Source organism: Pseudomonas sp. AB39(2026), from assembly GCF_059831485.1.
Genome location: NZ_CP195212.1, coordinates 1,141,497 through 1,164,819, shown reverse-complemented (window position 1 = coordinate 1,164,819; position 23,323 = coordinate 1,141,497). Strand labels below are relative to the sequence as shown.

General features: G+C 54.2%; 28 protein-coding genes. 21 read left to right on the top strand and 7 right to left on the bottom strand.

What is annotated here, in order from left to right; translation table 11 throughout:
* The first annotated feature begins 21 nt into the window (after positions 1 to 21).
* The 6 genes from ACSAMW_RS05120 (at position 22) to ACSAMW_RS05095 (ending at position 3,514) form a co-directional block, all read left to right on the top strand.
* Positions 22 to 471, top strand: a complete 450-nt coding sequence (locus ACSAMW_RS05120) for a hypothetical protein (protein ID WP_500592974.1) — start codon at positions 22 to 24, stop codon at positions 469 to 471.
* Positions 472 to 622: 151 nt separating this feature from the next.
* A complete protein-coding gene (locus ACSAMW_RS05115; protein ID WP_500592973.1) occupies positions 623 to 1,090 on the top strand; it encodes a YrhA family protein in 468 nt (155 codons plus the stop codon).
* On the top strand, positions 1,080 to 1,301 hold the full coding sequence (locus ACSAMW_RS05110) for a hypothetical protein (protein ID WP_500592972.1): 222 nt from the start codon (positions 1,080 to 1,082) through the stop codon (positions 1,299 to 1,301). Before ACSAMW_RS05115 ends, ACSAMW_RS05110 begins: the two co-directional genes overlap by 11 nt.
* A 433-nt stretch (positions 1,302 to 1,734) precedes the next feature.
* Positions 1,735 to 1,971, top strand: coding sequence for a hypothetical protein (locus ACSAMW_RS05105; RefSeq protein WP_500592971.1), 237 nt, complete (start codon positions 1,735 to 1,737; stop codon positions 1,969 to 1,971).
* A 347-nt stretch (positions 1,972 to 2,318) separates the two neighbouring features.
* The gene (locus tag ACSAMW_RS05100) at positions 2,319 to 2,561 is read left to right on the top strand and encodes a hypothetical protein (RefSeq protein ID WP_500592970.1); all 243 of its coding nucleotides are present in this window, start codon (positions 2,319 to 2,321) and stop codon (positions 2,559 to 2,561) included.
* A 371-nt stretch (positions 2,562 to 2,932) separates the two neighbouring features.
* The gene (locus ACSAMW_RS05095) at positions 2,933 to 3,514 is read left to right on the top strand and encodes an Imm5 family immunity protein (protein ID WP_500592969.1); all 582 of its coding nucleotides are present in this window, start codon (positions 2,933 to 2,935) and stop codon (positions 3,512 to 3,514) included.
* Positions 3,515 to 3,630: 116 nt separating this feature from the next.
* Here ACSAMW_RS05095 and ACSAMW_RS05090 read toward each other — a convergent pair whose 3' ends face one another.
* Positions 3,631 to 4,077 carry a hypothetical protein gene (locus ACSAMW_RS05090; protein ID WP_500592968.1) on the bottom strand — a complete coding sequence of 149 codons (447 nt, stop codon included), beginning with the start codon at positions 4,075 to 4,077 and terminating at the stop codon, positions 3,631 to 3,633.
* A gap of 364 nt (positions 4,078 to 4,441) precedes the next feature.
* Between ACSAMW_RS05090 and ACSAMW_RS05085 the strand changes: the two genes are divergently transcribed.
* The 12 genes from ACSAMW_RS05085 to ACSAMW_RS05030 all read left to right on the top strand — a co-directional run bounded on the left by ACSAMW_RS05085 (position 4,442) and on the right by ACSAMW_RS05030 (position 15,516).
* Positions 4,442 to 5,140: a hypothetical protein gene (locus ACSAMW_RS05085; protein ID WP_500592967.1), complete on the top strand. Its 699-nt coding sequence runs from the start codon at positions 4,442 to 4,444 to the stop codon at positions 5,138 to 5,140.
* Positions 5,141 to 5,198: 58 nt separating this feature from the next.
* Positions 5,199 to 5,894: a hypothetical protein gene (locus ACSAMW_RS05080; protein WP_500592966.1), complete on the top strand. Its 696-nt coding sequence runs from the start codon at positions 5,199 to 5,201 to the stop codon at positions 5,892 to 5,894.
* Between the two features lie 151 nt (positions 5,895 to 6,045).
* A complete protein-coding gene (locus ACSAMW_RS05075; protein ID WP_500592965.1) occupies positions 6,046 to 6,537 on the top strand; it encodes a hypothetical protein in 492 nt (163 codons plus the stop codon).
* A gap of 134 nt (positions 6,538 to 6,671) precedes the next feature.
* On the top strand, positions 6,672 to 6,980 hold the full coding sequence (locus ACSAMW_RS05070; protein WP_500592964.1) for a YrhA family protein: 309 nt from the start codon (positions 6,672 to 6,674) through the stop codon (positions 6,978 to 6,980).
* Positions 6,981 to 7,165: 185 nt separating this feature from the next.
* Entirely contained in the window at positions 7,166 to 7,609 is a 444-nt protein-coding gene (locus ACSAMW_RS05065; RefSeq protein WP_500592963.1) for an SMI1/KNR4 family protein, read from the top strand.
* On the top strand, positions 7,602 to 8,237 hold the full coding sequence (locus ACSAMW_RS05060) for a hypothetical protein (protein ID WP_500592962.1): 636 nt from the start codon (positions 7,602 to 7,604) through the stop codon (positions 8,235 to 8,237). Before ACSAMW_RS05065 ends, ACSAMW_RS05060 begins: the two co-directional genes overlap by 8 nt.
* A gap of 180 nt (positions 8,238 to 8,417) precedes the next feature.
* The gene (locus tag ACSAMW_RS05055; RefSeq protein ID WP_500592961.1) at positions 8,418 to 9,401 is read left to right on the top strand and encodes a substrate-binding domain-containing protein; all 984 of its coding nucleotides are present in this window, start codon (positions 8,418 to 8,420) and stop codon (positions 9,399 to 9,401) included.
* Positions 9,402 to 9,443: 42 nt separating this feature from the next.
* The gene (locus tag ACSAMW_RS05050) at positions 9,444 to 10,460 is read left to right on the top strand and encodes a galactitol-1-phosphate 5-dehydrogenase (RefSeq protein WP_500592960.1); all 1,017 of its coding nucleotides are present in this window, start codon (positions 9,444 to 9,446) and stop codon (positions 10,458 to 10,460) included.
* 34 nt (positions 10,461 to 10,494) lie between these two features.
* The gene (locus ACSAMW_RS05045; RefSeq protein WP_500592959.1) at positions 10,495 to 12,015 is read left to right on the top strand and encodes an FGGY-family carbohydrate kinase; all 1,521 of its coding nucleotides are present in this window, start codon (positions 10,495 to 10,497) and stop codon (positions 12,013 to 12,015) included.
* Complete coding sequence (locus tag ACSAMW_RS05040) at positions 12,012 to 13,010, top strand: sugar-binding transcriptional regulator (RefSeq protein WP_500592958.1); 999 nt, start codon at positions 12,012 to 12,014, stop codon at positions 13,008 to 13,010. The genes ACSAMW_RS05045 and ACSAMW_RS05040 overlap by 4 nt, the downstream gene beginning before the upstream one ends.
* The gene (locus ACSAMW_RS05035) at positions 13,003 to 14,490 is read left to right on the top strand and encodes a sugar ABC transporter ATP-binding protein (protein ID WP_500592957.1); all 1,488 of its coding nucleotides are present in this window, start codon (positions 13,003 to 13,005) and stop codon (positions 14,488 to 14,490) included. Before ACSAMW_RS05040 ends, ACSAMW_RS05035 begins: the two co-directional genes overlap by 8 nt.
* A gap of 3 nt (positions 14,491 to 14,493) precedes the next feature.
* Complete coding sequence (locus tag ACSAMW_RS05030) at positions 14,494 to 15,516, top strand: ABC transporter permease (protein ID WP_500592956.1); 1,023 nt, start codon at positions 14,494 to 14,496, stop codon at positions 15,514 to 15,516.
* Here the strand turns inward: ACSAMW_RS05030 and ACSAMW_RS05025 are convergent.
* Positions 15,458 to 16,402 carry a hypothetical protein gene (locus tag ACSAMW_RS05025; protein ID WP_500592955.1) on the bottom strand — a complete coding sequence of 315 codons (945 nt, stop codon included), beginning with the start codon at positions 16,400 to 16,402 and terminating at the stop codon, positions 15,458 to 15,460. The genes ACSAMW_RS05030 and ACSAMW_RS05025 overlap by 59 nt on opposite strands.
* Positions 16,403 to 16,770: 368 nt before the next feature.
* Here ACSAMW_RS05025 and ACSAMW_RS05020 point away from each other — a divergent pair, with 368 nt between their 5' ends.
* Complete coding sequence (locus ACSAMW_RS05020) at positions 16,771 to 18,192, top strand: phosphatase domain-containing putative toxin (protein WP_500592954.1); 1,422 nt, start codon at positions 16,771 to 16,773, stop codon at positions 18,190 to 18,192.
* Between the two features lie 114 nt (positions 18,193 to 18,306).
* Here the strand turns inward: ACSAMW_RS05020 and ACSAMW_RS05015 are convergent, their stop codons facing one another.
* Positions 18,307 to 18,897: a TetR/AcrR family transcriptional regulator gene (locus ACSAMW_RS05015; protein ID WP_500592953.1), complete on the bottom strand. Its 591-nt coding sequence runs from the start codon at positions 18,895 to 18,897 to the stop codon at positions 18,307 to 18,309.
* A 71-nt stretch (positions 18,898 to 18,968) separates the two neighbouring features.
* On the opposite strand from ACSAMW_RS05015, the gene bdcA reads away from it, so the two are divergent.
* The gene (gene bdcA, locus ACSAMW_RS05010; protein ID WP_500592952.1) at positions 18,969 to 19,682 is read left to right on the top strand and encodes an SDR family oxidoreductase; all 714 of its coding nucleotides are present in this window, start codon (positions 18,969 to 18,971) and stop codon (positions 19,680 to 19,682) included.
* 22 nt (positions 19,683 to 19,704) lie between these two features.
* Here the strand turns inward: bdcA and ACSAMW_RS05005 are convergent, their stop codons facing one another.
* On the bottom strand, positions 19,705 to 20,619 hold the full coding sequence (locus ACSAMW_RS05005) for an AraC family transcriptional regulator (protein WP_500592951.1): 915 nt from the start codon (positions 20,617 to 20,619) through the stop codon (positions 19,705 to 19,707).
* Positions 20,620 to 20,698: 79 nt separating this feature from the next.
* On the opposite strand from ACSAMW_RS05005, the gene ACSAMW_RS05000 reads away from it, so the two are divergent.
* Positions 20,699 to 21,457: an SDR family oxidoreductase gene (locus ACSAMW_RS05000; protein ID WP_500592950.1), complete on the top strand. Its 759-nt coding sequence runs from the start codon at positions 20,699 to 20,701 to the stop codon at positions 21,455 to 21,457.
* 814 nt (positions 21,458 to 22,271) lie between these two features.
* Here the strand turns inward: ACSAMW_RS05000 and ACSAMW_RS04995 are convergent.
* The 3 genes from ACSAMW_RS04995 to ACSAMW_RS04985 all read right to left on the bottom strand — a co-directional run bounded on the left by ACSAMW_RS04995 (position 22,272) and on the right by ACSAMW_RS04985 (position 23,296).
* Positions 22,272 to 22,643 carry a hypothetical protein gene (locus ACSAMW_RS04995; RefSeq protein WP_500592949.1) on the bottom strand — a complete coding sequence of 124 codons (372 nt, stop codon included), beginning with the start codon at positions 22,641 to 22,643 and terminating at the stop codon, positions 22,272 to 22,274.
* A gap of 55 nt (positions 22,644 to 22,698) precedes the next feature.
* Positions 22,699 to 22,974: a hypothetical protein gene (locus tag ACSAMW_RS04990; protein ID WP_500592948.1), complete on the bottom strand. Its 276-nt coding sequence runs from the start codon at positions 22,972 to 22,974 to the stop codon at positions 22,699 to 22,701.
* Between the two features lie 142 nt (positions 22,975 to 23,116).
* Entirely contained in the window at positions 23,117 to 23,296 is a 180-nt protein-coding gene (locus ACSAMW_RS04985) for a hypothetical protein (RefSeq protein WP_500592947.1), read from the bottom strand.
* Between the last annotated feature and the right edge of the window lie 27 nt (positions 23,297 to 23,323).

Below are 23,323 nucleotides of genomic sequence, written 5' to 3'. Positions count from 1 at the left end.
CTTTAAACTCTGGATAAAAATATGATATCTAATGATCTTGTATGTTTTTTTAAAGCCAAAGGTTGGTGGTGTGACGATGAAAGTACGGAATATAAAAGTGAATTAGTGAACCTTAACGTAGATTTGGATTCGGATTTCTCTCAGTTTTATATGCACGTAGAAGATGGGCCTACATTCATAGGTCGTGGCAAGGAGATTTACCATATTGGTTGGTTTTCGAAAAATACCAATTTTGATATTGCAATAAAAAGTACTCATGAAGTACTAGGTTTGCCGCGCGAATATATTCCATTGGATAGTTTTGAGGGCGAAAACGGATTTTTCTATAACAAGGAAACTGAAGAGGTGGTTGGCTTATCAGTAGGACAAGAGTTATTAGATTTCAAAAGCGGAAAATTAATCCCACAGTGGAAGAATTTTAACGATTTTTTAGAGTACTATTTTGATATGGCTTTGAAGAGATCTTTCTAGGAATCATTGTACGTAAATAATGTAGGTTGCCAGGTAAGATTCTATGAAGAGCGTGCTGTAGAGAAGTCTAAAGCATGGGGAAAGTGAAAGTGAAAGTTGGCCAATGATCGACGTCGAAGTATATCCACCGCCGCCAATTTAGGATAATAGCATGAATGACTTTTTTGATAAGTTAAATGTAATAGCCTCCAAATGCAAGGAGTATGGCTATGGATTCATTGAAGGGGCAACTGAAGCTGACCTCGCAATTTTTTTGGCTAGATGTAAAAATGACCTTGGCCTAACACCTCCAGATCAATATTTGTTTTTTTTGAAAAAATTTGACGGTTTAGTTGTTGAAGGTGTATTTCTTTATTCCACCAGGCCAATCGAAATTGCAGGGGATAATGGGTGCTCCTTGGACTTTGTTGAGATGAATGTTTTGTCCCGAGAATTAGAGTGGATGAGTGCATATGTCTTTTTCGGGGATAGTGACCAAGATGTATATGTCCTAGATATTGCCAGCAATTCATATCAAGTAAGAGATAAACAAGCATTTGATAATGTGTATGAAGAATTTGATAGTTTTTTGGGTCTTTTTGAATATATGGTCGACCTTATGCTAGATCGTGTTTCATGAAGATCCATTGGTCATTGTGGCAGGGCTGCGCCAAGGACTGCAGAGCCAGTACAGGGGTGATCGGTGTGTCATCGATTTGGACGAAAAAGGCAACATAACCAAGTCGGCCCTGTCCGATGGCAACCCGCTCACCTTCGTGGACGACGAGTTCGCCCGCCTGGTCAGCGATGCCGATCCCCTGCGGCCTTCTTGGCAAGTCATGCTGGCCTAGCACATGCGCCGTCGCCATGCTACCGATGAAACTGTACGCGAATTGATGACTGTCAGTAAGGTATTAGACTTGTTCGCCTATCTATTGCGAAAGCTTCTCCCCTATCTGTAAATTAGCGGCAAGCTCAGCGCCATAGGGTTCTCTAATATTTAACCTAGGGCCGTTTGTCGCGAAAAGGTCTACATTTTGATGTATGCACAACCTATAAAAAAATTATCCTGCTACCCGTGCTGAGCATTCGAATGATGGCATGGCGTAAATTGGAGAAAAATATCTTGGTTAAGCTATAAGCCCAATTGTACTGAGGAGTGGTAATGTCTGTTATTGTGGTGGTCCTTGATGAAGTGCCAAGCGCAAAAAATCTGTTGCGTTTTCAGCGGATTTCAATGTTTCGCTGCAATCTATAAAAAGCGCTTGTAGCACCGCACACCCATTGTTGGAGACTGAAATATTTGACGGAGATTATCAAGCTCATGCAGATTTGATAAGGTCAGTGTTGAAGGTTGTTAAAGACGAAAATCTAAAAGCTGATTTTTATGAGCTCCCATTTGGTTCGAGTTATTCTCAGGGAGCAGATATTGAAAAATTTAAAATTGAGTTGCGTGATGTAGAACAAATACTTGAGGCAACTGATGATGAATTTGAAAAACAGCAGGGTTCTGAATTTTAGTTTAAGTTGATTCAGGTTTCTCAACTTTCTTATGAGCTAAACCCGATAGCACTCCACCTTCAAGCGCAAATACCTGTAGTGGAACACCCTGGCCCAGTTGGAACGCTTATTGGACTACTCGAACAAGAGTACCTACTACCGCCACGTCAACCGCCACCACCTAGTCGCTGTTATTGATGTCCTAGGCCTGACCGCCTATGCTTGGTAAGATTAAAAAGGCAATATCTAGCTAGAGATGCGTATGACGTTAGGCAAATTTCACCCAATGCGAATTACGAAAGAAACTATTATAATTAGGAAATTTAGTGAGTTGATAGCTAAAGATAAAAGATTTTGGGGTATTAATAATGAATAAAAGCGAAGCTTTAAATTTTCTACAGCAGCATCAGCCAATGCCTAATGACGAAAATATCACGCAGGATTTAATAGATAGATACGATAGCGCAAGACGTTATTTTATTTCTGATCCCGATGAAAAAGCGATTATGCTTTTTCTGAGATCTTTCGGTGATGGAGACGGTTTGGGTGTTTATCAACTTGTAGAGGGCTTCTTTTATAAATGCAAAAAAGTGATGTGGTTGAGTCATTGAAAATTGTTCTCGAAGATGAGCACGTTTCTGATGGGGTTAGATACTGGTGTACTCAATCAGCCGCGGCATTTGCTGATGAGTTATTGCGGCCAGGAATTAGCATTTCGAAAAAATCGAAAAATGAGGATATTAGAGGCGCTGCGGACATGGCCTTGAATATCTTGGATGATCACGGTTTGCACGATTGAGATCAGTCGGAGTTTTCTGGTAAGTATTTATTTATTAATAAGTCTGTATTGAAAGCGGGCTAGACGATTAGTATTGGTATTTACAGTAACTCTGCCGGCTTATATAATCCTGTTCTTAGTAATTTTCCGTGGTAATGATAATTTTAAATCCGAAGGAGTGATCAATAGAATGACGAGGTCAGAATGAACGAAAAATCAGAAGCCCTTATTAAAAAGGCGCTTGAGCAGTTGCAAAATTCGCCCGCTGGAGAAATCTCTCTAAAATCAAGAGGACTATTATGGGGAAGCATTACGCAAGACTCTACTGTTGATGAGAAAAAATTAAAACTCACGAAATTAGACTCTCTTTGCGTGATTTATGGTGCATCCATATGGTTAACAAAATTCAGTAGCGACAATGAGCTCAAAGAAATTTTGGATGTAGCTAACAAGGTTGCAACAGGCATAATTTCTCAAGGCGACGGGCTTGCTATAAGAGATGAGTTTTACGTCGATATTGTAGAAAACCAATCGTATGAGCCGCATGAGTACCCCGCCATGTTTATTGGGCATGCCGCTGCAAATACCATTGTGACGGCAACGGATGATTTATTTTTAGACCTGTCAGATGATACAGATGACTATGAGCTAGATCCTGAAGCATTTAAGCCTAGTTACTTAGTGGCCTCTGCATTCGCCGGCGGTTTGGATAGAAACGGAGATCCCGAACAGCGTCGTAGTTTTTGGGAGTGGTATCTGTCTACAGCCTTATATCAAGTTGCCTAAGATGCGCATTTTTGCCTAGTGGTACAGACCCTAGCCAAATCTTGCGTTTTTCTGCCAACCGGAACAGGAAAGCTCGTTCCCTCCGAATATTGAAAGGACTTGGAGTGGATGAAACATTATTTGATTTTTGTCACCAGCGATCCCCGACGTCCTGGGCCAGACCACCACCCTGAGCGTAAGCCTGAGGCGAGGTACTGAGCCTGCAGCACCCTGAGGTCCAGCGCCTCATAGGCCTGCGCAACGAGAACACCGCCACCTACCGCTTTGCCTACGATGCAGCCGACCGCCTGATCGAGGAACAGCGCATCGACCAGCTCACCCGGCGCTTTGCCTACAACGCAGGCGGGTACCTGACCGAGATGGAAGAGATCAACTTTGGGGAGCGGGACAATCGACCCGAGCGGGTGACTGGGTGTGAGCGGGATACCATTGGCCGCTTGCTGGCCAAGGTAAACGAGGACGGACGCCAGACGTACGACTACGGCAAGGGCGACCGGCTGCTTTCGATACACCGCGAGCCCACCGACACGGGCAGAAAACGGGGTATTGGTAACGATGGACATTAGACAAAAGGTGAACGAAGAAGTGATGCTTCCTATGGATGATCCAGGCTTCCCGGTCTTAAAATTACCAGTTCGCTACATGCTGATCATATTGTTCCTATAAAGACAATAACTAAAATGGATGGATTCGCTAGGCTTTCATTTGAGGATCAGGTCTTAGTTTTGAACTATGAACCTAATCTTGTCGGGCTAAGCGGAACCGCGAATACATCCAAGAGTGCAAATTCTTTTCCCAAATGTAAGCTATACAAAAAAGGCTATATCGAAGTTGATCCGGACTTCAAGTCTGGTATGATCGTCAGAGCTTAAAAGCTAATGCCGGAGATACAAAATTATATTTATGGTTTACTCGGAGAGCACTGATATGGCTAAAGCAGATTTAATTGATGAGCTAAAAAAGCTGGTCATTTCAAAGCTTCCAAATCATAAGATATATTTTAGCCATTCAGATTTACCATCCAGCCTGGTAATCCCTGATGAATGGAGTGGTTTTGGTGTTGGTGATACGCTCAGTTCATGGTTTCCGGCAAAATGGAATGATTACGCCTCAAGACTACCAACTGTGCTCAAATGGCTAAGAGAATGTGTTTTAGGTACGGCAGTTATATCAGATAATAATGATTTTTACTTGGCTTACATTTACGCAGAAGATGAGAATATTGGTATATATTTTGGTGGGTTGTCGCTTAAGTATGTTGAGGTGAGCAGTGATATTAATTTGCCCTCAGAGCTAAAGGATTTTTACGATGAGTTGCACAATGGATTTTTCTTTTATGTAGATCGATCCATGGGTCCATCGAGCATCAAGGATTTCGCAAGTATCAACGATTTGCGTGAAGATGATACAGATGATATTGATAACCAAGTCGGCATATTTTCTAACGGTATGGGCGACTATATCACTATGGTAAGGAATGACTCGTCTACTGATTTTTATATTTGGTGGCATGAGGATCAAAATTCTCCAGATTGTGATGTGGAAGTCTGGCCTGTTATGGATGCGTGGATGGGGATTTTTTTAGAAAACTCTAATTCCAACGAATGGTTATTTCAAGCAGTATGAAGCTGTATTTTGTACTGGTATTGATCTTGAAAGTCGATAAATAGGCTGGAGCGCAGTTATGAACACAGAAGAGATAGTCCAGCAATTTAAAGCCGATTTCGCTGGCAAGGACGTTTATCTCTCCCTTAGCGAACTACCACAAGGGTTAGTGATCCCTGAGGGTTGGGAGGGGTTTGGCATTCGCGGTACAGACCCCCCTAGATTTCCGGATACTTGGCATCTTTTTAAAAACGAATTTCCTTGGGTGACTTCTCTTTTAGATGTAGGGCTGTTGGGCACTGCAATTCTAAAGGATAGTACAGTCAATTTGATTTATGTTTTCCATGACTCAAATGGCCTCTATTACTCCATGGGCGGTGCACCGATTAGCGCTACGCCGAAGGAGAAAATGCTAGGCAAGTTTGGAATACAGGGAAGGTTGGCGGATTTTTACAATAGTGTACATGATGGGTTCACCTTCTATGCGGCCAGATCGATGGGGCCAGCCGCGTTAGAGGACATGTTTTTTATTTCAGATGGCATGGACGAAGAGGATACAGAGTTTGCGGAAAGTTGGCTTGCCTTGTTTTCCAATGGCGGTGGCGATTATATTGCGCTTGATATCGACAGCACTGCAAAAAATAACGGACTTATTTGGTGGCACGAGGAGCCGTTTACCCCGGAACGTGGCATGGATATATTTGAAACAATGGATACATGGATGTCCATATTTTTAGAGGATACCAAGCTTCGAGATCCTGGCAACTCTCAGTAACCTTGCTATTCGGCCGTTTTACATACAGGTGGAGCTTAGTAGTTTGAAAAAGTTGAAGTGCTAAAGGGCCAAATAGTTTTTGAAGGTTTTATCAAATGCTCAAGTTTAATACTAATAGATTCTCAGGGTGCCTTAATGTTTGCAGGCTTACGTGACTAATCATAGCCTTGGAGGACGTATTTTTTACTATGTTGATCCTGAAGTTGCGGGTGGGCTTGGCGAGAATACCGTCATGGACACTTCCCAGCACCCACCCGTTGTACATAAGCTGGAATACGAATTTCAAGGCTGGCTCGGTGATGAGCTTCTTGAAGCCTTTCCTTGTTTTATTGTTTCAAAAAGCCTAGGTGATAAGCTCATCAGTGCCCACCTGTCTGGCTTCAAACTGGATAAGGTTGAGGTCTCAAGATCCGACCTGTTTGACGAACTCAATAACCTGGATGTGCTTCCGGCTTTTCTATGGCTGAAAGTCACCGGAGAACCAGGGGTTCATGACTTTGGCCTAGCCAAAAATCACCGCTTGGTCATCTCAATAAGCGCTAGGCACATTCTCGATGTATGCCGTATTGCTCACGCTGATTTTGAGATATTTAAGCGCCCGATAAATGACGTTGATATTGCGCCTCCAGTTGGGGTTCTATAATGGCACAGTTTGATGCTGTATTGAATATTTTGCAAAATTTCCTACCCCTTCCTGAAGGTGCAGGCCTCGATGAAACATTGCGCTTTTCTGAAGAGTGCCAGAAAGAACTGGGAAGCTTACCACCCTCCGACTAATTGGATTTTCTGAAAATTCACAATGGGCTTGCAGAAAACGGTGTGTTTTTATATTCAACCTGCCGTACCCAACTATTGGACGGTTCCGGCCAAAACCTGGGATTTGTGGAAGTCAATCTAAATTGGAGGGATTTGGAGTGGATGAAAGACTACCTGATTCTTGGGGACAGCGATATGGATATATATGTCTTCGAGAAGCGCTCTGGCGTTTTTCAGGTAAGGGATCGGCAAGTATTCGATAATGTGTATGATGAATTTTCTTGCTTTTCTCAATTGCTAGTGCATATTGTCGAATTAATGTCTATGTGATTTGCATGTGTCCTGGTCTATTGGGTTTGGGTAACGAATATAGAATAGAAACAGAGTGGCTGCCCTCTGAAAAACTGTGAGAGTAGGGTGCAGGTAAACGATAGGGGCTACCTATATTAGCCTGAATCATAAATTCTATAGCCTAGGTTATAGGCGTCACACGCTGTCAGTAATCAAGTGGATTTATGTCCGATATTGAGAGATTGAAAAGCCAATACCTGAGTTTGTACGGCAACGAAGGCTGTACTCAAAACACTCTGCTCTCCATCGAATCTGCCCTCGGTTTGGAACTCCCCCAGGACTTCAAGTCGATAGCAGAATTTTACAGCGGTGGTTCGCTTGGAGGTATAAGCCACCATGAAATTGCAGCGGCTGGTGCTGCTACGAATGTTGTCGATGAAACATTAAGAATACGAAATGCGGTTGGCCTTAGGAAGGGGCTTGTCGTGCTGGCTGAACCGCCGGTGAGCATTATTGTACTAGACGTTTTCAATACCCCAGCTGTGATATGGTGCGACGCTGTTGAAGTCGAGAACCTGAATTACATGCGCTTTCACAATGCACCGGATGTATGGGGCCGCTATTCAGATTTCTTCGCCTATCTCCTGAATCGGGAGAGCGATGAATAATGATTCCAGATTAGGCTCCGAATTCAGCAATAATCCGCTTCAGCAGTTTTTTAGAATAAACGCCAAAGGGAATTCCATGCTCAGCAAACAAGACATCGCCCTGTGCTTTCACGCTATCGAAACGCGTGAGGGGGGTTATTATTTTTTTCAGCATACGTTACCCAAGAAAACCTATCACTACTCACTTAAAAGCGGTTTTGCACAAGACCTTACAGTTGCAGCCGAAAATCGAGTAGATCGCGATTTTGCTATTGCCGTGATGGATCAAGCACCCAAATGTTTAGAGCCAAGCAGGCCAACCGTTTACGAGCTTGACCAAAACCACTACGGGTTCACGCACGCTATGGCGGTGCCTAGCACCTATCATTCACTCTTGGGCGCCATCCCTGCCGTAAAACGGCAACGCCTGTTCATGTGCATTCCCGTCTTTCGTTGCGAGTTTTCAGGCACAGAAACCGTTGGCGAATTCAAACACATGATCGTTCACACGGTGCCTGCCTTCGAATGGGGGAGGGCCGCTCACCCGAAACTGAGTGTCTACTTTGATGAGTGTCAGCACAGCTTTGCTGACACCTTGAAAGCCCTTTCACGCTTCTGCGGTATGGACAGCGGACACCCGCCGAGGTGATCTGATTACCCTGCTCGGTAATCCCCCGTTCTAGCCAAGCCCCAAAAAACCCGCACCCTTCGCCTTGACCACCCTCAACACCGCGACTAGGCTCCTTTCACAAATGTGAATACACATCACATGTGCAGGCCCCTAGCCGGGCCATTGCCGACCTACAACAATAAAAAAGAGGCTTTCACTATGCTGCTGCTCCCTCGCGGTACCGCTCATATTCGTCGCGCTACGGCCTTGGCCCTTGTGTTATCTGCTGCCCTGGCCGGGTCGCTGCCTGCCCAGGCCAAGGATCTAAAAATCGGGTTCAGCCAGGTCACGCTGCAATCTCCCTTTTACGTTCAACTGCGCGATGGCGCGCGGCAAGCGGCCACACAGGGCGGTGACACCCTGGTGTTCCTCGACGCCAACGGGGACATCAGCAAGCAGAACAACGACGTTCAAGACTTGCTCACCCAGAAAGTCGACGTGCTCATCATCAACCCCGTGAACCCGGACGCCGTCGGTGCATCACTGGAGGCTGCCAAGGCCCGGCATGTGCCGGTGATCGCAGTAGACCGGGCCATCAACGGCGAGGTGGCGACTACCATTGGCCGAGACAACGTGAAGATGGGGAACCTGTCTGGCAGTGCCTTGCTGGCTGCCCTTAAGGCCAAGGGCGTTACCAGCGGCGAAGTTATCGAGATTCAGGGGGATGCGGGTGGGACGGTGATGCAGCAGCGGCGCAAGGGCTTTCACCAGGCGTTCGACGGCAGCGGCTTCACCCTTATTGAAGGCCCCTACAGCGAATACATGCGCGCCAACGCGGTAACGGCCATGCAGGACCTGCTCCAGGCCAACCCGGATGTCAACGCGGTGGTTGCCCATAACGATGACATGGCCATGGGCGCTTTGCAGGTGCTGAAGGAGCGGGGGCGCCAGGATGTGCTGGTGGCGGGAGTGGATGGGCTCTCTGAAGCCATCGAGGCCATCGGCAATGGCGATCAGTACGTGGCCACTGCCTTGAATGACCCCACCTACCTGGGCCAGGTCGCCATCGACACCGCCCGCAAGCTCGTCGCTGGCCAGGCTGTTCCTCCCTTTGTGGACGCCGGCACCCAGGTGCTCACCAAGGCCAACGCGGGCCAGGTCAACCACACGTCCACCTTCGGCGAATACCGCCCGGCCCAATGACCGTGCACCGGTGACACGCCGTTCAACCAAGAGGGTTTCAATGTGAAAGCTGCTGTCATGTACAAGCCAGGTGATATCCGTGTGGAAGAGGTGGCCAAGCCAGAAGTGAAAGCGGGCCATGCGTTGGTGCGCGTGGCGGCCTGCGGGGTGTGCGGCTCGGACATTCCGCGGATGCTGAGCAAAGGCGCGCACCGCATGCCGCTGATTTGCGGCCATGAGTTCGCCGGTTTTATCGAGCAGATCGGGGAGGGCGTGGAAGGCTATGCCGTGGGTGAGCTGGTTACCGTGCCACCCATGATTCCGGACGTGTCCAGCGACCAGTACCAGCGAGGCTTCCCCTCACGCTCCGAGCAGTACGACTACTTTGGCAGCCGCCGGGATGGGGCCTATGCCGAGTTCGTGAACGTGCCCCTTACCAACCTGATCAAGGTGCCTCAGGGCATGGACCCGGTGGCCGCCTCCCTGGTGGACCCGGCCGCCATCGCCCTGCACGCCATCTGGAAAAGTGATTTCAAGGCCGGCCAGAACGGCGCGGTAGTGGGGTGCGGGCCCATCGGGCTGTTCGTGATCCAGTGGCTGCGGCTGATGGGCGCCAATGAAATCGTGGCCATCGATATCGCGGAAGAAAAACTGGCCATGGCCCGGGAAGCCGGCGCCACGCACACCCTGCTTAGCGGTACGGCCGACGCTGCCTTGCCGCGCTGCCAGTTGGTGGTTGAGGCCGCGGGCCACCCCAGCGCCATCAACCAGGCGGTGCAGCTGGCCAAGGCGGGTGGGCATGTGGTGTTTATTGGTATTCCGGTGGCTGATGTGCCTATCAGTACTGCCACTTTTTCCTGGTTCCTGCGCCAGGAAATCTCCCTGCATGGGGCCTGGAATTCGTTCTCGGCGCCGTTCCCAGGGGATGAGTGGACAGCCTCCATCGCCAAGCTGGCGTCGGGTGAGCTGAAATGGCAGTTCATGGTCACCCACGACCTGCCCCTGGCCGAACTGCCTGGTATGTTCAAGCGGTATGCAGACCGCAGCGAGGTGGCGGCGAAGGTGATTTTCCGCCCTTGAACAATAACAAGCAGCCACTGCAGGAGTGTTATCGATGAGCCTATTACTGGGCCTGGACTTCGGCACCGGCGGTGTACGGGCCGGGCTGTATGACCTGCACAGCCACAAACTGGTACAGGTGGCGCAAGCGCCGTACGCCACGCACTACCCGCAGCTTGGTTGGGCGGAGCAGGCCCCCGAGGACTGGTGGGCCGCCCTGGGGCATGCCTGCCGGCAGCTGATGGCCCAGGCCGGGCACCCTAAGGTGAGCGCCGTGTGTGTGGCCACCACGGCGTCCACGGTGGTGGCGGCCAACGCCAGCGGTGAGCCACTGCGGCCCGCGCTGCTGTGGATGGACTGCCGTGCAGGCGAGGAGTCCGCCTACACCGCGCAGGTGCGCCATCCCATGGTCAACCATGGCGGCGATGCCGTGGAGTGGCTGGTGCCCAAGGCTATGTGGCTGGCCCGCCACGAACCAACGGTGTATGCCTCGGCACAGCGTATCTGCGAAGCGGTGGACTGGCTCAATTTCCGCCTGACCGGGCGCTGGGTCGCCTCACGGCTCAATGCCAGCTGCAAATGGAACTACGACACCCAGCGTGAGCGTTTTCCCTTGGAGCTGTACGAACAACTGGGCGTGCCGGAACTGGGGGCCAAGCTGCCTCAGGAGGTGATCCCGGTAGGCGGCCCCATTGGCCCCCTGTGCGCCGACGCCGCCCGCCACCTGGGCCTGAGCCACGATACCCTGGTAGCGCAAGGCGGCATCGACGCCCATGTGGCGATGCTCAGCGCGGGCACCACTGGCGCGGGCGAGCTGCTTTTTATTGGGGGTACGTCGGTGGTGCAGCTGATGCACACCCCCCAGCGTATTGACGTGCCGGGCATCTGGGGGCCTTACCCCAATGCCTTGCTGGACGGCCAGTGGCTGATGGAGGGCGGGCAGGTGTCTGCCGGTTCAATCCTGCACTGGCTGGCTCATAGCATGTTTGGCCTGGACGCGGCGGGGCACCAGGCGTTGATCCGAGAGGCGCAGGCGTTGCGGCCTGGCTCCACCGGCCTGCTGGTACTGGACTACTGGATGGGTAACCGTACACCCTATCGTGCCCCTGATATGCGCGGGGCGATCCTGGGCCTGTCCCTGAACCATGGCCGTCAGGACCTGTACCGTGCCTCGGTGGAAGCCATTGCCCTGGGCTCGGCCAACGTGTTCGAGACCTGGCGCGCCCAGGGCATCGACATCACCCGCGTGGTAGCGGCGGGCGGCTTTCAGAACAACCCCCTTTGGCTGCAAGCCACCGTGGACGCCACCGGCGTGCCCTTTGAGATGGTGAGCCATGACAACCTGACGTTGATTGGCACCGCCGCCGCGGCTGCCTGCGCCCTCGGCCTGTTCGGCACCCTGCAAGAAGCAGCCACGGCCTTCACCACCCAAGGCACCTTGATTGAGCCAGACCCTGCAGCCCACGACTGTTATGTGGAGCTGCTGGCGCGTTACCGCCAGGCCACGGAAAGCGTGGCGCCTATTACGTGCCGGTCCTTGCCGGCCGCCGTGAGCAGTGTGAGGCCCGCCGCATGAACGATTGGACCAAAGCCCCCGAGGCCGATACCGCAGCCCCGCGCATGCCCAACGAGACCCAGCGCGAGGACCTGATGGTGCAGGTGGCCAAGCTGTTCTATGACTTGGAGAAAAACCAGAGCGACATTGCCCGGGAAACCGGCTTGACCCGTTGGCAGGTAAGCCGGCTGTTGCGGGAGGCCCGTGATACCGGCGTGGTGCGCATTGAAATCGTGGCCCGCACCACCCGCCTGCCCGCCCTGGAAGCGGAATTGCAACGCCGCTATGGCTTGCGCGAAGCCTTGGTGGTCGCGGACGACAACGATGCCAGCGCCTTGAATACCGTGACCCAGGCCGCAGCCCGTTACCTGTGCAACCTGCAGCCCGCGCCCGAACTGATCGGTGTGTCCTGGGGGCGTACCCTCACCAAGATGGCCCAGTGGCTCACCCCCTGCTGGAACGAGGCCCTTAACGTGGTGCTGCTCAACGGCGCCATCAGTACCCATTCGGTCGGCGAGCCCAGCCATAACGTGGCCGAACGCTTCGCCCAGGCGGCCCGGGGCCGTGCCACCCTGTTGCCGGTGCCTGCCATTCTGGGCAACGCCCATACCCGCGAGGCCTTGGAGCAGGACCCGATCATTGCTGGCGTGCTGCGCCTGGGCGAGCAAGCGCCGCTGGCGTGCTTCAGCCCAGGGGCATTGTCCAACCGCTCGGTGCTGCTGGAGTCCGGCTACGTGGACGAAGCCATGCTCAAAGCGCTCGCCCAACGCGGGGCCGTGGGCGACATCATGGGCCGTTTCGTAGACGCCAACGGCCAGGTGGTGATGCCCGAGCTGGATGCGCGCACGTTGGGGCTGCGGCCCGAGGCCTTGCGTGACAAGGCGTGGTCCATGGCGGTCTGTGTGGGCGAAGCCAAGCACCGGGTGGCACTGGCCTGCCTGCGGGCCGGTTATGTGAATGTGCTGGCCACGGATGCCGCCACCGCCCGCTTTCTGCTGGAGCAGCCCCATGACTGAACTGGCCCTGGAACTGCGGCACCTGTCCAAGCGCTTTCCGCCGAACGTGGTGGCGCTCACCGATGCCAGCCTGTGCCTAGCCCCTGGTGAAGTGCATTGCCTGCTAGGCGCCAACGGTGCGGGCAAGAGCACCTTGCTCAAGATCGTGGCCGGGGCCCACCGCCCGGACGGCGGCGAGCTGTGCGTGGGCGGGCACGTGCGTTCGTTCAAGCGCCCGCAACAGGCGCGGGAGGCGGGCATTGCCATGATCTACCAGGAGCTGGACCTGGTGGGGCAGATGACCGTGGAAGAAAACCTGATGCTGGGGTATACGCCGCACCGGTTCGGCCTGGTGTCACGTGCCCGTCGCACGGCCAAGGTCAAGCAGGCACTGGCCCGGGTGGGCGCCACGTTCAGCCCGTCGGCCCGGGTGGAAACCCTGTCCATCGCCAACCAGCAATTGGCGGCCATTGCCCGGGCGCTGACCTGCGAAGCGCGGGTGCTGGTAATGGACGAGCCGTCCGCAGCGTTGAACGAGACCGAGCTGAAACAGGTATTCCAGGTGATTCGTGAGGTCACCGCCAGCGGCGTGGCCGTGCTGTATGTAAGCCACCGGCTGAACGAAATTCGGGAGATCGGTGACCGAGTAACGGTGCTCAGGGGCGGGCGCACGTTGGAAACCTTGGCGCTGAGCCAAGTGGACGACACTGCCTTGGTAGCGGCCGTGGTGGGAGAACACCGTGAGTTACTGGAGCGGGCCGCACGTACGCCACCTCGCCCGGCGCTGGCCCTGCAGGTCACGCGCTTGCAGGGGGCACAAGGCCTGGACGTGCAAGGGCTGGAGGTGCGCGAGGGCGAGATCGTAGGCCTGGCCGGCCTGAACGGTGCCGGTCGCAGCAGCCTGTTGATGGGGCTGTTTGGCGCCAGCAAGGTGGAGGCGCAGGTACACCTTTTCGGCCAGCCTTACAGCGTTCACAGCCCACGGCAGGCCATCAGCCGGGGGGTAGGCCTGGTGCCGGAAAGCCGCAAGACCCAAGGGCTGTTGCTGGATGCTTCCATCTACCAAAACGCCACCCTGGTACACACCCGCCACCTCACCTGGTTTTCCCATACACAGGCCCGGCAGCGCAGCGAGCCAGTGCTCAAGCGGCTGAACACGCGGTTTGGCCAGCTGGAGCAGCCGGTGCGGCAGTTGTCGGGGGGCAACCAGCAGAAGGTGGTAATGGCCAAGTGGGTGATCGATGGCGCCCGCTTGCTGTTGCTCGACGAACCCAGCCGAGGGCTGGACGTAGGCGCCAAAGCCGACCTGTACGCGCTGGCCCGGTCCCTGGCCGAGGAGGGCGCCGCCGTATTGGTGGCCAGCAGCGAACTGGAAGAGCTGTACGTGAACTGCGACCGCATCTGGGTGATGCACGAAGGCCGCAACGTAGCCTGCTTCGACCCCGCCGAAGCCAGCCGCGATCAGATCGAGCATGCCATTCTCATGGGAACAAGGGCCTGAATCATGACCACCACCAGCAAACACTTGCCGTCATCACCTGCCATGCTGCCCGCATTCCAGCGCAACACCGTGCTGGCGTGGGGCATGCGCTACAACTTCGTGTTTATCTTCCTGTTTGCCGTGGCCGTGGCGACCTTTCTGTCCAAGGACTTTCTCACGTTCAGCAACATCGCCAACCTGTTCCAGCAAGGGGCCATTGTGGGGATCGTGGCCATTGGCATGACCTTCGTAATTCTCACCGCCAACATCGACCTCTCCGTGGGCAGCCTGTGTGCCTTGGGCGGCATACTGGTGTCGGTGCTGCTCCAGCAGCAGGTGAGCGGTTGGCTCGCCGTGCCGGCCACACTGGTAGCAGGCCTGCTGATCGGCACCCTGATGGGCAGCATCACCGTGTTTGGCAAAGTGCCCAGCTTTATCGTGACCCTGGCCGGCTTGGTGTCCCTTCGTGGCATGACCTTCCTGGCGTCCGATGGCGCACCCATCGGCGGGCTGCCCCAAGGCTTTACCCGCATCGGCTCGGCCATGGTGGACATCCTGCCCAGCGCCGGCATTGCCTTCCCAGTGCTGGGGCTGGTGTTCCTGACCATCGCCCTGGTGGCCTGGCTGGTGCTGCGCTACACCGTGTTCGGGGAATACGTGCTGGCTACCGGCGGCAACCTGGAGGCTGCACGGCTGTCCGGCGTACCCGTACGGGCGGTGACCATCGGGGTGTTTGCCATCTGCGGAGTGCTGGCGGCGTTCGGCGGTGTACTGATGACCTCACGCCTGCACGTAGGCCAACCCACTGCCGCCCAGGGCCTTGAGCTGGACGCCATCGCCGCCGTGGTGCTGGGCGGCACCAGCCTGTTCGGCGGCCGGGGCAGCGTGCTGGGCACGGCGGTGGCGGTGATGCTGTTGCAGGTGCTGCGCAATATTTTCAACCTGCTGGGGCTGGGGTCGTTCTACCAGATGGCAATCACCGGCGTGATCATTGTGCTGGCAATTCTGCTGAACAGGTTGATTGATCATTACGCGGGGCGGACGTGAGGGGCGCAGGCGCCTCGGCAGCCATCAATACATCGAGCGTATTGAGAAACACGTCATGGCTCAAGATGCCGGTAGCGATGGTAGACAGGATAGGCTTGCCATTCTCGGCCTGGATTACCACCTTTTCAGTCCATGCGTTGAGGTCAACGGTACGCAGCGATGACAGGGGCACGCTGTTGCCTTGGTACTCAATGAAATCCCGGCTCACGTAAATGGGTGCCGTGGTGATGTTGAGGAAGTTGCCGCCCATTCGCTTGCGCCACACCTGTTTTGAGTCAATGCAGTTGAACACTGCGCAGCCGCCGGACTCCAGGGTTTGCACCACCCGCGGTAGCCGCGCGCGTACATGCAGCTCACGAACCAGCGCCTGGAACCTGTAAAAGCCTTTGAGGCTTGGGATGACGCGATGAAACGGCTCGACGGCATTACGGCGATAGGCCAGGTTCGTGATCGCCCCGGTAAAGGCCACTTGCCCGGAACTGAACAGGTACAGGTCTTCTATTTCAGCAAAGGGGGTGTAGGTGCGTTGTGCGTTGGTGATACGTACAAGGCCATGCTCATACACCTCGTAATCCGTATTGCGCAGCTTTTTCTGCCACGCGTACATACCGAGCAGGATCAACCCTACAACAATCAAAAAGCCTGTTGTGAAATACAGCAGTGCCTGCCTTGAATCGAAGTTGAGCGCGATGCCTTGGGCCGTGTGAAGGCTGACCGAACCGCTGTCGCTCATGGGAAAGGCCATGCTCAAATAAAATACGAATGCGGCGATACCCAAAAACGCAAGGGCCAGTATCAGAACGAAGATCAGGAACGCCTTGCCTTGGCGGAACGTTTCAATCAGTTCGCCAGTGGCTAAGGGGGCAGGCTGGGTGGTTTGTTGCATAAGTGTTTGCGTCCTTGTCAATAATTAGAGTTTAGGCTTTAGTTGCAATGTGTGAGCGGCCTTCCTCGGCCTTTCGGTGTCAATGTTAATATAGAAGTAAACAGCGCGTTAACTAATTTTTTCCATTTTAGGGCAATGTGTGGTTCTGAAATTTACGCATACTAAATTTTATTAAGTTAGTTTAAGTTGGTTAAGGTTTGCTTGAATTGGAACGCGCTCATACAAGGCGCTTGGCCTAACAAGCCAGGGTTCTGCAATGCTTCTGACAGGTTGCTAAACCTCAATTGGAACTCACGAAGCCTGACGACCACACATGGACCCCAGCCGCTACACGCGGCCCGTATGCTCATAAGAAAAAAGGTCCAATAATGATTTCTTTAAAAGGTACCCCTGCCCCCGCCGTTCTAACGCTAAACAACCCCGAGCCTGCCCAAGGGGCAACCGCCCAGGCCCAGGCTGATCACCCCTCCAAACTCTCACCCTCCCGGCTCAGTGACAACGCTATTCTGGGATTGAGGGATGCCGAAGCCCGAACCGATAAAAACGGGCAGAAAATTATTTCACTGGTGCGCGACGCTTTGCGCCATGAAACCTTCCAACTCCACTCCACCAGCCCTGAGCGCGTGGTCTACAAGGCGTCAATCAAGCCGTCGGCCAGCGCAAATGTGACCAAGGGAAACCCGCTGCCAGCCAGTACCTTGACCCTTCAGGCTCGGCCCACGGGTAAGTCCGGCTTTGACCTTCTAAGCGCTCAACTGCAGGGCCCTGAAGGTGAGGCCTCCGTAGACCTGGCTCGCTCTGAACCTACCTCCACCTCAACTCAGCACCCGGTTGCGGCAGGTGGGCGGGCACCCTCGGGGCTTAACCGCACCTTTTTGAACTATGCAGTGCCCGCCCGAGAAGCCGACGACCAATGCGTGATGGCCATCGACAAAATGCCACCGCCCAAGAACGGCAAAATGGCGTATTTCCGCACAACGGCTGACCTGAGCTCGCTGCCTGAGGAGATGGAAAAAGGTGGGCTGAGCGACTTGAAGTTAGCAGGTTGTGAGCGGATTTCTTCTGTACAGCAGGTCAACATTATTCGCGAGGCGCTGGGAAGTGGGCCGCTTACGGTGTTGGACTTGCGCGAAGAGCCCCATGCCGTGATCAATGGTTTGCCCGTCACGTTCCGTGGGCCTTTGGACTGGGCTCATCCAGGCTTGGGCAAGGCGGAGCAAAGCGCACGCGAGCAAGCCCTTTTTAAGGACCTTGAGCAAAAAGACGCCGTAACACTGGTGGATGCCGCCTATGTGAAAGGGACCAAGGATGACCCGCAAACGACAACGTTGAAGGGTTTGCATATTCAGACCGAAGAACAAATAGTGAATTCGGCCGGCGCCACCTATCGTCGCGTGCCCGTTACCGACCACAACCGGCCCAGCCCCGAAGCAACGGACCAGTTGGTAGACGTCATGCGCCATTGCCTGCAGGCGAACGAAGCCATTGTGGTGCATTGCCTGGGAGGGCGCGGCCGTACCACTACCGCTATGACCATGATGGATATGCTCAAGAACGCACAGCACTATTCTGCTCAGACCATCATCGATCGTATGGCCAAGCTGGGCTACGACTACAACATGACGGATGTGGACCGAGGCGCAGGTCCCAAACGGCCGCTATTGAAGGACCGGTTGGAGTTCTTGCATGCCTTCCACAACTATGCCGCGAACAACCCAGGTGGCCTGCCTTTGAACTGGCGGCAATGGCGAGCGAAACTGATGGTTGAGCAGGGGGCAAACAGGGGCTGAACCTGCTGAAAGTTTCCCTGGTTTGGGTTTTACTACCCTACACGCAACCTCAGCACCCGTTGATGCGTTGCGTGAGGCCAGGTTGGCCATCAGCCTTCTCCACTTCGAAGTGGTTTAGGCAGGAAGAACCTGCGTAATGGCCACAGCCGCGAGCCGTGCCGTCGCCAGAAGCCGTTCCAGGTTCTGCCCATGGCGTGCACTTGCGGATAGCCCAACCATGGTGGTGCAGACGAAGTCTGCCAGGCGGTCTGCCTCCATCGGATAATGCGCTGCAATGCTGTTTCGAATGACCTCCTGGGCGGCGCGATGAAAGCCGCAGGCAGCCTCTCGCGCCTCCACATCATTGCTTCGCGTGCCCTCCAGCACCAGACAACCTGCGGCTAAGGGGTCCGCAGCGTAGCTGTGGGCAGCCTGCTCAAGCAGTTGCGAGAGTGAGACCGCGAGGGGGCGGTCTGCTTCGAGAATATGCATTAACGGTATGGCGCCGGTCAGGGCGTACCGGTCAAGTACCTTCAGGTACAACTGCGCCTTGCTGCCAAACGCTGCATAGAAGCTCGGAGGGTTGATGCCCAAGGCCTTGGTCAGGTCTGCGACGCCAACGCCATCGTACCCTTTGGCATGAAACAGGCGCTGTGCGGTGACCAGTGCGTGATCAGGGTCGAATTGGCGGGGGCGGCCACGGGTGGATACTTTTTTTGTAGTCATTCTTACAAAAGTGTTTGACAGCGTAATGGGCGATTACTGTAGCATGAATTACATTAATCAGGAGCATGTCCATGTCAGCTTTCAAAAACAAAACAGTACTGGTGCTGGGCGGGAGCAGGGGTATCGGCGCGGCGATCGTAAAACGGTTTGCAGCGCAGGGGGCAAAGGTAACGTTCACCTACTCAGGTTCGCCTGACGCTGCGAGCGTGCTCGCTGCCGAAACTGGTGCAAGCGCGCATGTAACTGACAGCGCTGACCGGGATGCAGTGATTGACCGAGTGCGGGAGAGCGGCCCTCTGGACATACTGGTAGTCAACGCCGGGATCGCTATTTTTGGCGACGCCCTGGAACAGGACTCCGACGCCATTGATCGCTTGCTTCGCATCAATGTGCATGCCCCTTACCATGCCTCAGTGGAAGCCGCGCGGCACATGCCCGAAGGCGGGCGCATTATTGTTATCGGCTCGGTAAACGGCGACCGTATGCCATTGCCGGGCATGGCCGCCTATGCCTTGAGCAAATCCGCGTTGCAAGGCATGGCGAGAGGGCTGGCTCGGGATTTTGGCCCCCGCGGTATTACGATCAATATCGTACAGCCGGGCCCGATTGACACGGATGCCAACCCCGAGAACGGCCCGATGAGGGACCTGATGCACAGCTTTATGGCAATCAAGCGCCATGGCCGCCCTGAAGAAGTCGCTGGAATGGTCGCCTGGCTTGCAGGCCCAGAAGCAGGCTTTGTGACAGGCGCCATGCATACCATTGACGGTGCGTTCGGCGCCTGATCTGAAGGGGCTTAACCGGACATTAAGCGTGCGCCTTCTGCCGCGCGTAACGCCCCGGCGCCTGCCCTTCACGGCGGATAAAGGCCGCACTGAAGCTGCTCGATGAACTGTAGCCGACGCGAAGGGCGACCTCGTCCAGGCTGAGCACGCGCTCCAGCAGTAGCCGTTTGGCTAACGCCATGCGCCAACTGAGCACATACTCCATGGGCGCCATGCCGACTTCTCTATTGAACCGCTCAAAAAAGGTTGAGCGGGAGAGGGCGGCCTCGCGCGCCAGGTCTGCAACAGTCCAAGGGCGCTGAGGTTGCTCATGCACACAGCGCAATGCCTGGGCGAGCCTGGCATCCGCCAGCCCACGGAGCAGGCCGGGTAGTGGCGCTGCTGCGGTGGTTGCGCGAAACGCTTCGATCAGCAGCACTTCCAGCAGGCGTGAGCGGATGGCATCACGCCCAGGGCGTTCGGCACGGGCTTCCTCGTCCAGCAACTCGACCAGGGTGCTCAAGCGAGGGTCGCCACGCACTACCACCAAACCGGGCAGTAATGACATCAGCAGGGCGGTGTCGTCGGAGTCGAAGGTGCAGTAACCTACCAGCAGGCGGGTGTCGAACGGGCCGGGCTCGCCAATGTGAAAAACACCAGGGCCCAACTCCGCAGGGTCACTCAACGCTTGGTCGTCTGCCTGCGCTGAACTGCTCATCAAGAAATGCCGTGCGGCCGGGATGAGCACGAAATCACCGCGCCCTAATAGAACGGGGCGTTCGCCGGCGACTGATAGCTGTGGCTGGCCGTCCAGGACCGCCGCATAGAAGGGCTGCCCAGCGGGTGGCCGTACCGCCCAGTCGCCACGGCCAGTCACCAGCTTGTAAAAGGCCGCGCGGGGGCGGAGTAACTCAATTACTTGAGCCAGAGGGTCGTTCACTGTCGGACTATCACCCATAAAAGGCGGACGCTCGATGCTAGCACGCTCAGGGGCGCGGACCTATCGTAGGGTCTCCCTTGAAACGAGCACACTCACTATGAAAACTGTACTGATCACAGGCTGTTCCACAGGCTTCGGCCGAGCGACGGCTGCTTATTTCCTGGCGCAAGGTTGGCGGGTGATCGCGACCCTTCGTGACCCTTCTGCCAATACGTTAGCGCCCTGCGATCGGTTGCAAGTCCTTCCACTGGACGTCACGAATCCCGACAGTATCGCGAGCGTTATTGAGGCCAGTGGTGCGGTCGATGTGCTAGTCAACAACGCGGGTATTGGTTGGGCTAACGCCATTGAGGGCACGCCGCTGGAACGGGTACGCCAGGTCTTCGAAACCAACACCTTTGGCGTAGTGGCAATGATGCAGGCAGTGCTGCCGGGTATGCGCGCCCAGGGGGCGGGGGTGATTATCAATGTAGGGTCCAGTACCACCTATCGACCGTTGCCCTTGCTGTCGATCTACCGTGCAAGCAAGGCTGCTATTAATGCGTTGAGTGAATGCGCCGCCTTGGAACTTGAACCGTTGGGTATTCGTGTGCGGGTCGTGCTGCCGGGCCAGGCGCCCGGTACCGAGTTCGGCAATACCGCCCGCGCCGAGATCGCTGCAGGTGGAGGCTTCCCGGCTGCCTATGCAGGCTTCGCCGAACAGGCCATGGCGAACCTGCGTAAACAAGCGGCTTCAGGTGGTGTGACCGAGGAGCAGGATGTGGCCGAGGCGATTTTTCGTGCGGCCTCGGACCTTGAATGCCCAATGATGTTGCCAGCGGGTGCCGACGCGGTAGCGTGGTCGTTACAGGTGTAGCACTGGGATAGTGCTTCGCAGTCTTGACCTTCATTGGCAAGCAGTCACCTGCAGGCTCTACGAGCGCCGCCATGTAGCGTCGGGGTATTCACGCCGTCCATCAGTCCTTGATGGGCGCAACCTTACTGGTTCTATTGGTGGCGGGCTGAAATGGTTTCGGCCAATTTCATGCAGAGCCCAGTGTAGTGCGGCTTTGTTCTGCAACCAGCGGGTGTATAGATTATTGAGCAATTACGAATTGGATCCTTATTTCTTTAATTGGGTAGCTTTCCTATTCATAGGCGCTCGCTTTAAAGAGGACCCAAATTGAGTGTTGACCTTTGATGACCCTTTGGCCTGACGCTAAAAAGCCAACGAACGTTATGGTTGTCGCCCGCTGACATGACTCGGTTGCTGATTGTTGCAACATCAAAAGACGCCCAGTGGGCACGAATACCGACCTGACCAACCAACGCTGGCATGGTTGGGCTTAGTACCAGAACGGCAGGACTCATGGTGCACCATCCGATTTGGCAGAACCTGACACGGGGTGCACCTGACCAAAGAAAATTACCCAGGTCCTAAAGTCTTCGCTAAACCGTTCAAAGCGGTGATCGACACCCGCAGGGACAGACAGAAGGTCACCCACCTTCACTTCCGTGTACACCTGATCGCGTCGAAAGGTGGCAGTACCTGAGCTGACGAAACCGCGGGTCCGCGAAGCCCCGCCCGGGCTAATGGAGCCGCAGGCGGTCCAAGACAATGGCGACCACACTATATGGCAGGCTATCAAGAAACTCGGAGGATATTTTCGTAGATGGCCTAGCCGGCATCGCTAATTTTTCAGTCCAGGGATCAGCCCGCTTTTTCCGGTACGAAGAAAATAAAAGATTTGTTTGATTCTGTTGAACTCATTCGCATCCATGGCGCTTTCAGTTCCGGCGAATTGATATTGGTATAGAGTAATAAATGTATTCAAATTTATTTTCTCTGCATTAATCGCAGATTTACAGTAGGTCATCACTAGCACACTGCCGAGACTATTTTGACCAAGTGCGGAAAAATTAATTTTTTGTTCCCACAGATACACGTCAAGCCTTATTAGCGAGAGCCCTTCAGCATATACAAAAAAGTGTTCCTTGGTATCCTCAGGGCTTTTTGGTCCACCCAGAAAACCTGAGATTAAATTCTCGATCAACGAATCCATGCTTTTTTTCGATCACCTTCCAAGCCTGGTGATATTTCCGAAATAAGAGGAGTAATCACGTTTTTACTGCGTCAATTTCTATTTTTGTTGTGGCGTAAATTTTAGAGGAGGTTTCGAGTATACTTTCAATTGGCACTGCCTCGTTTTCAGAGGTGGCTAATGAACGCAGCGCCTCGACTATTTTCAATTTCAGGTACTCAGCTTTGATTTCGCCTAATCGCATGAGAATATCCAAGTAATCCTTAACATCTTTTTGAGCGGCTTCTTGAGTGGCTTGAGCCGCTGAATCATCAACCTTGATAAATGAACGAAGCGTATTCAAAATATCCATATGACACCTCTGCAGATTCAGCCTGATAAATAGCTTGCATGAACATGTTTTTTTCAGCTTACCTAACGCACACTGTAGTCGCACCCAGACCAGAACACACGACGCGCGTCCTTGCGCTTGACGCCGACTTCATGTGGAAACTTTATGTCCATCGACTACAGGTGAGCCGCCAGGCGGTGACCGATGCCCCATATCTCGCACACAGCCGTGTTGTGCAGTACCCCAACACGGTCAGGTCAATCAGTTGGCCGGTGAGGCTGCAAAAGGTTTCGTCGATGCTGTACACCTCGAAACCGGCCGCCATGCCTTTGATAGGGCTCATGACGCGCTTTGAATTTGCCAATTTATG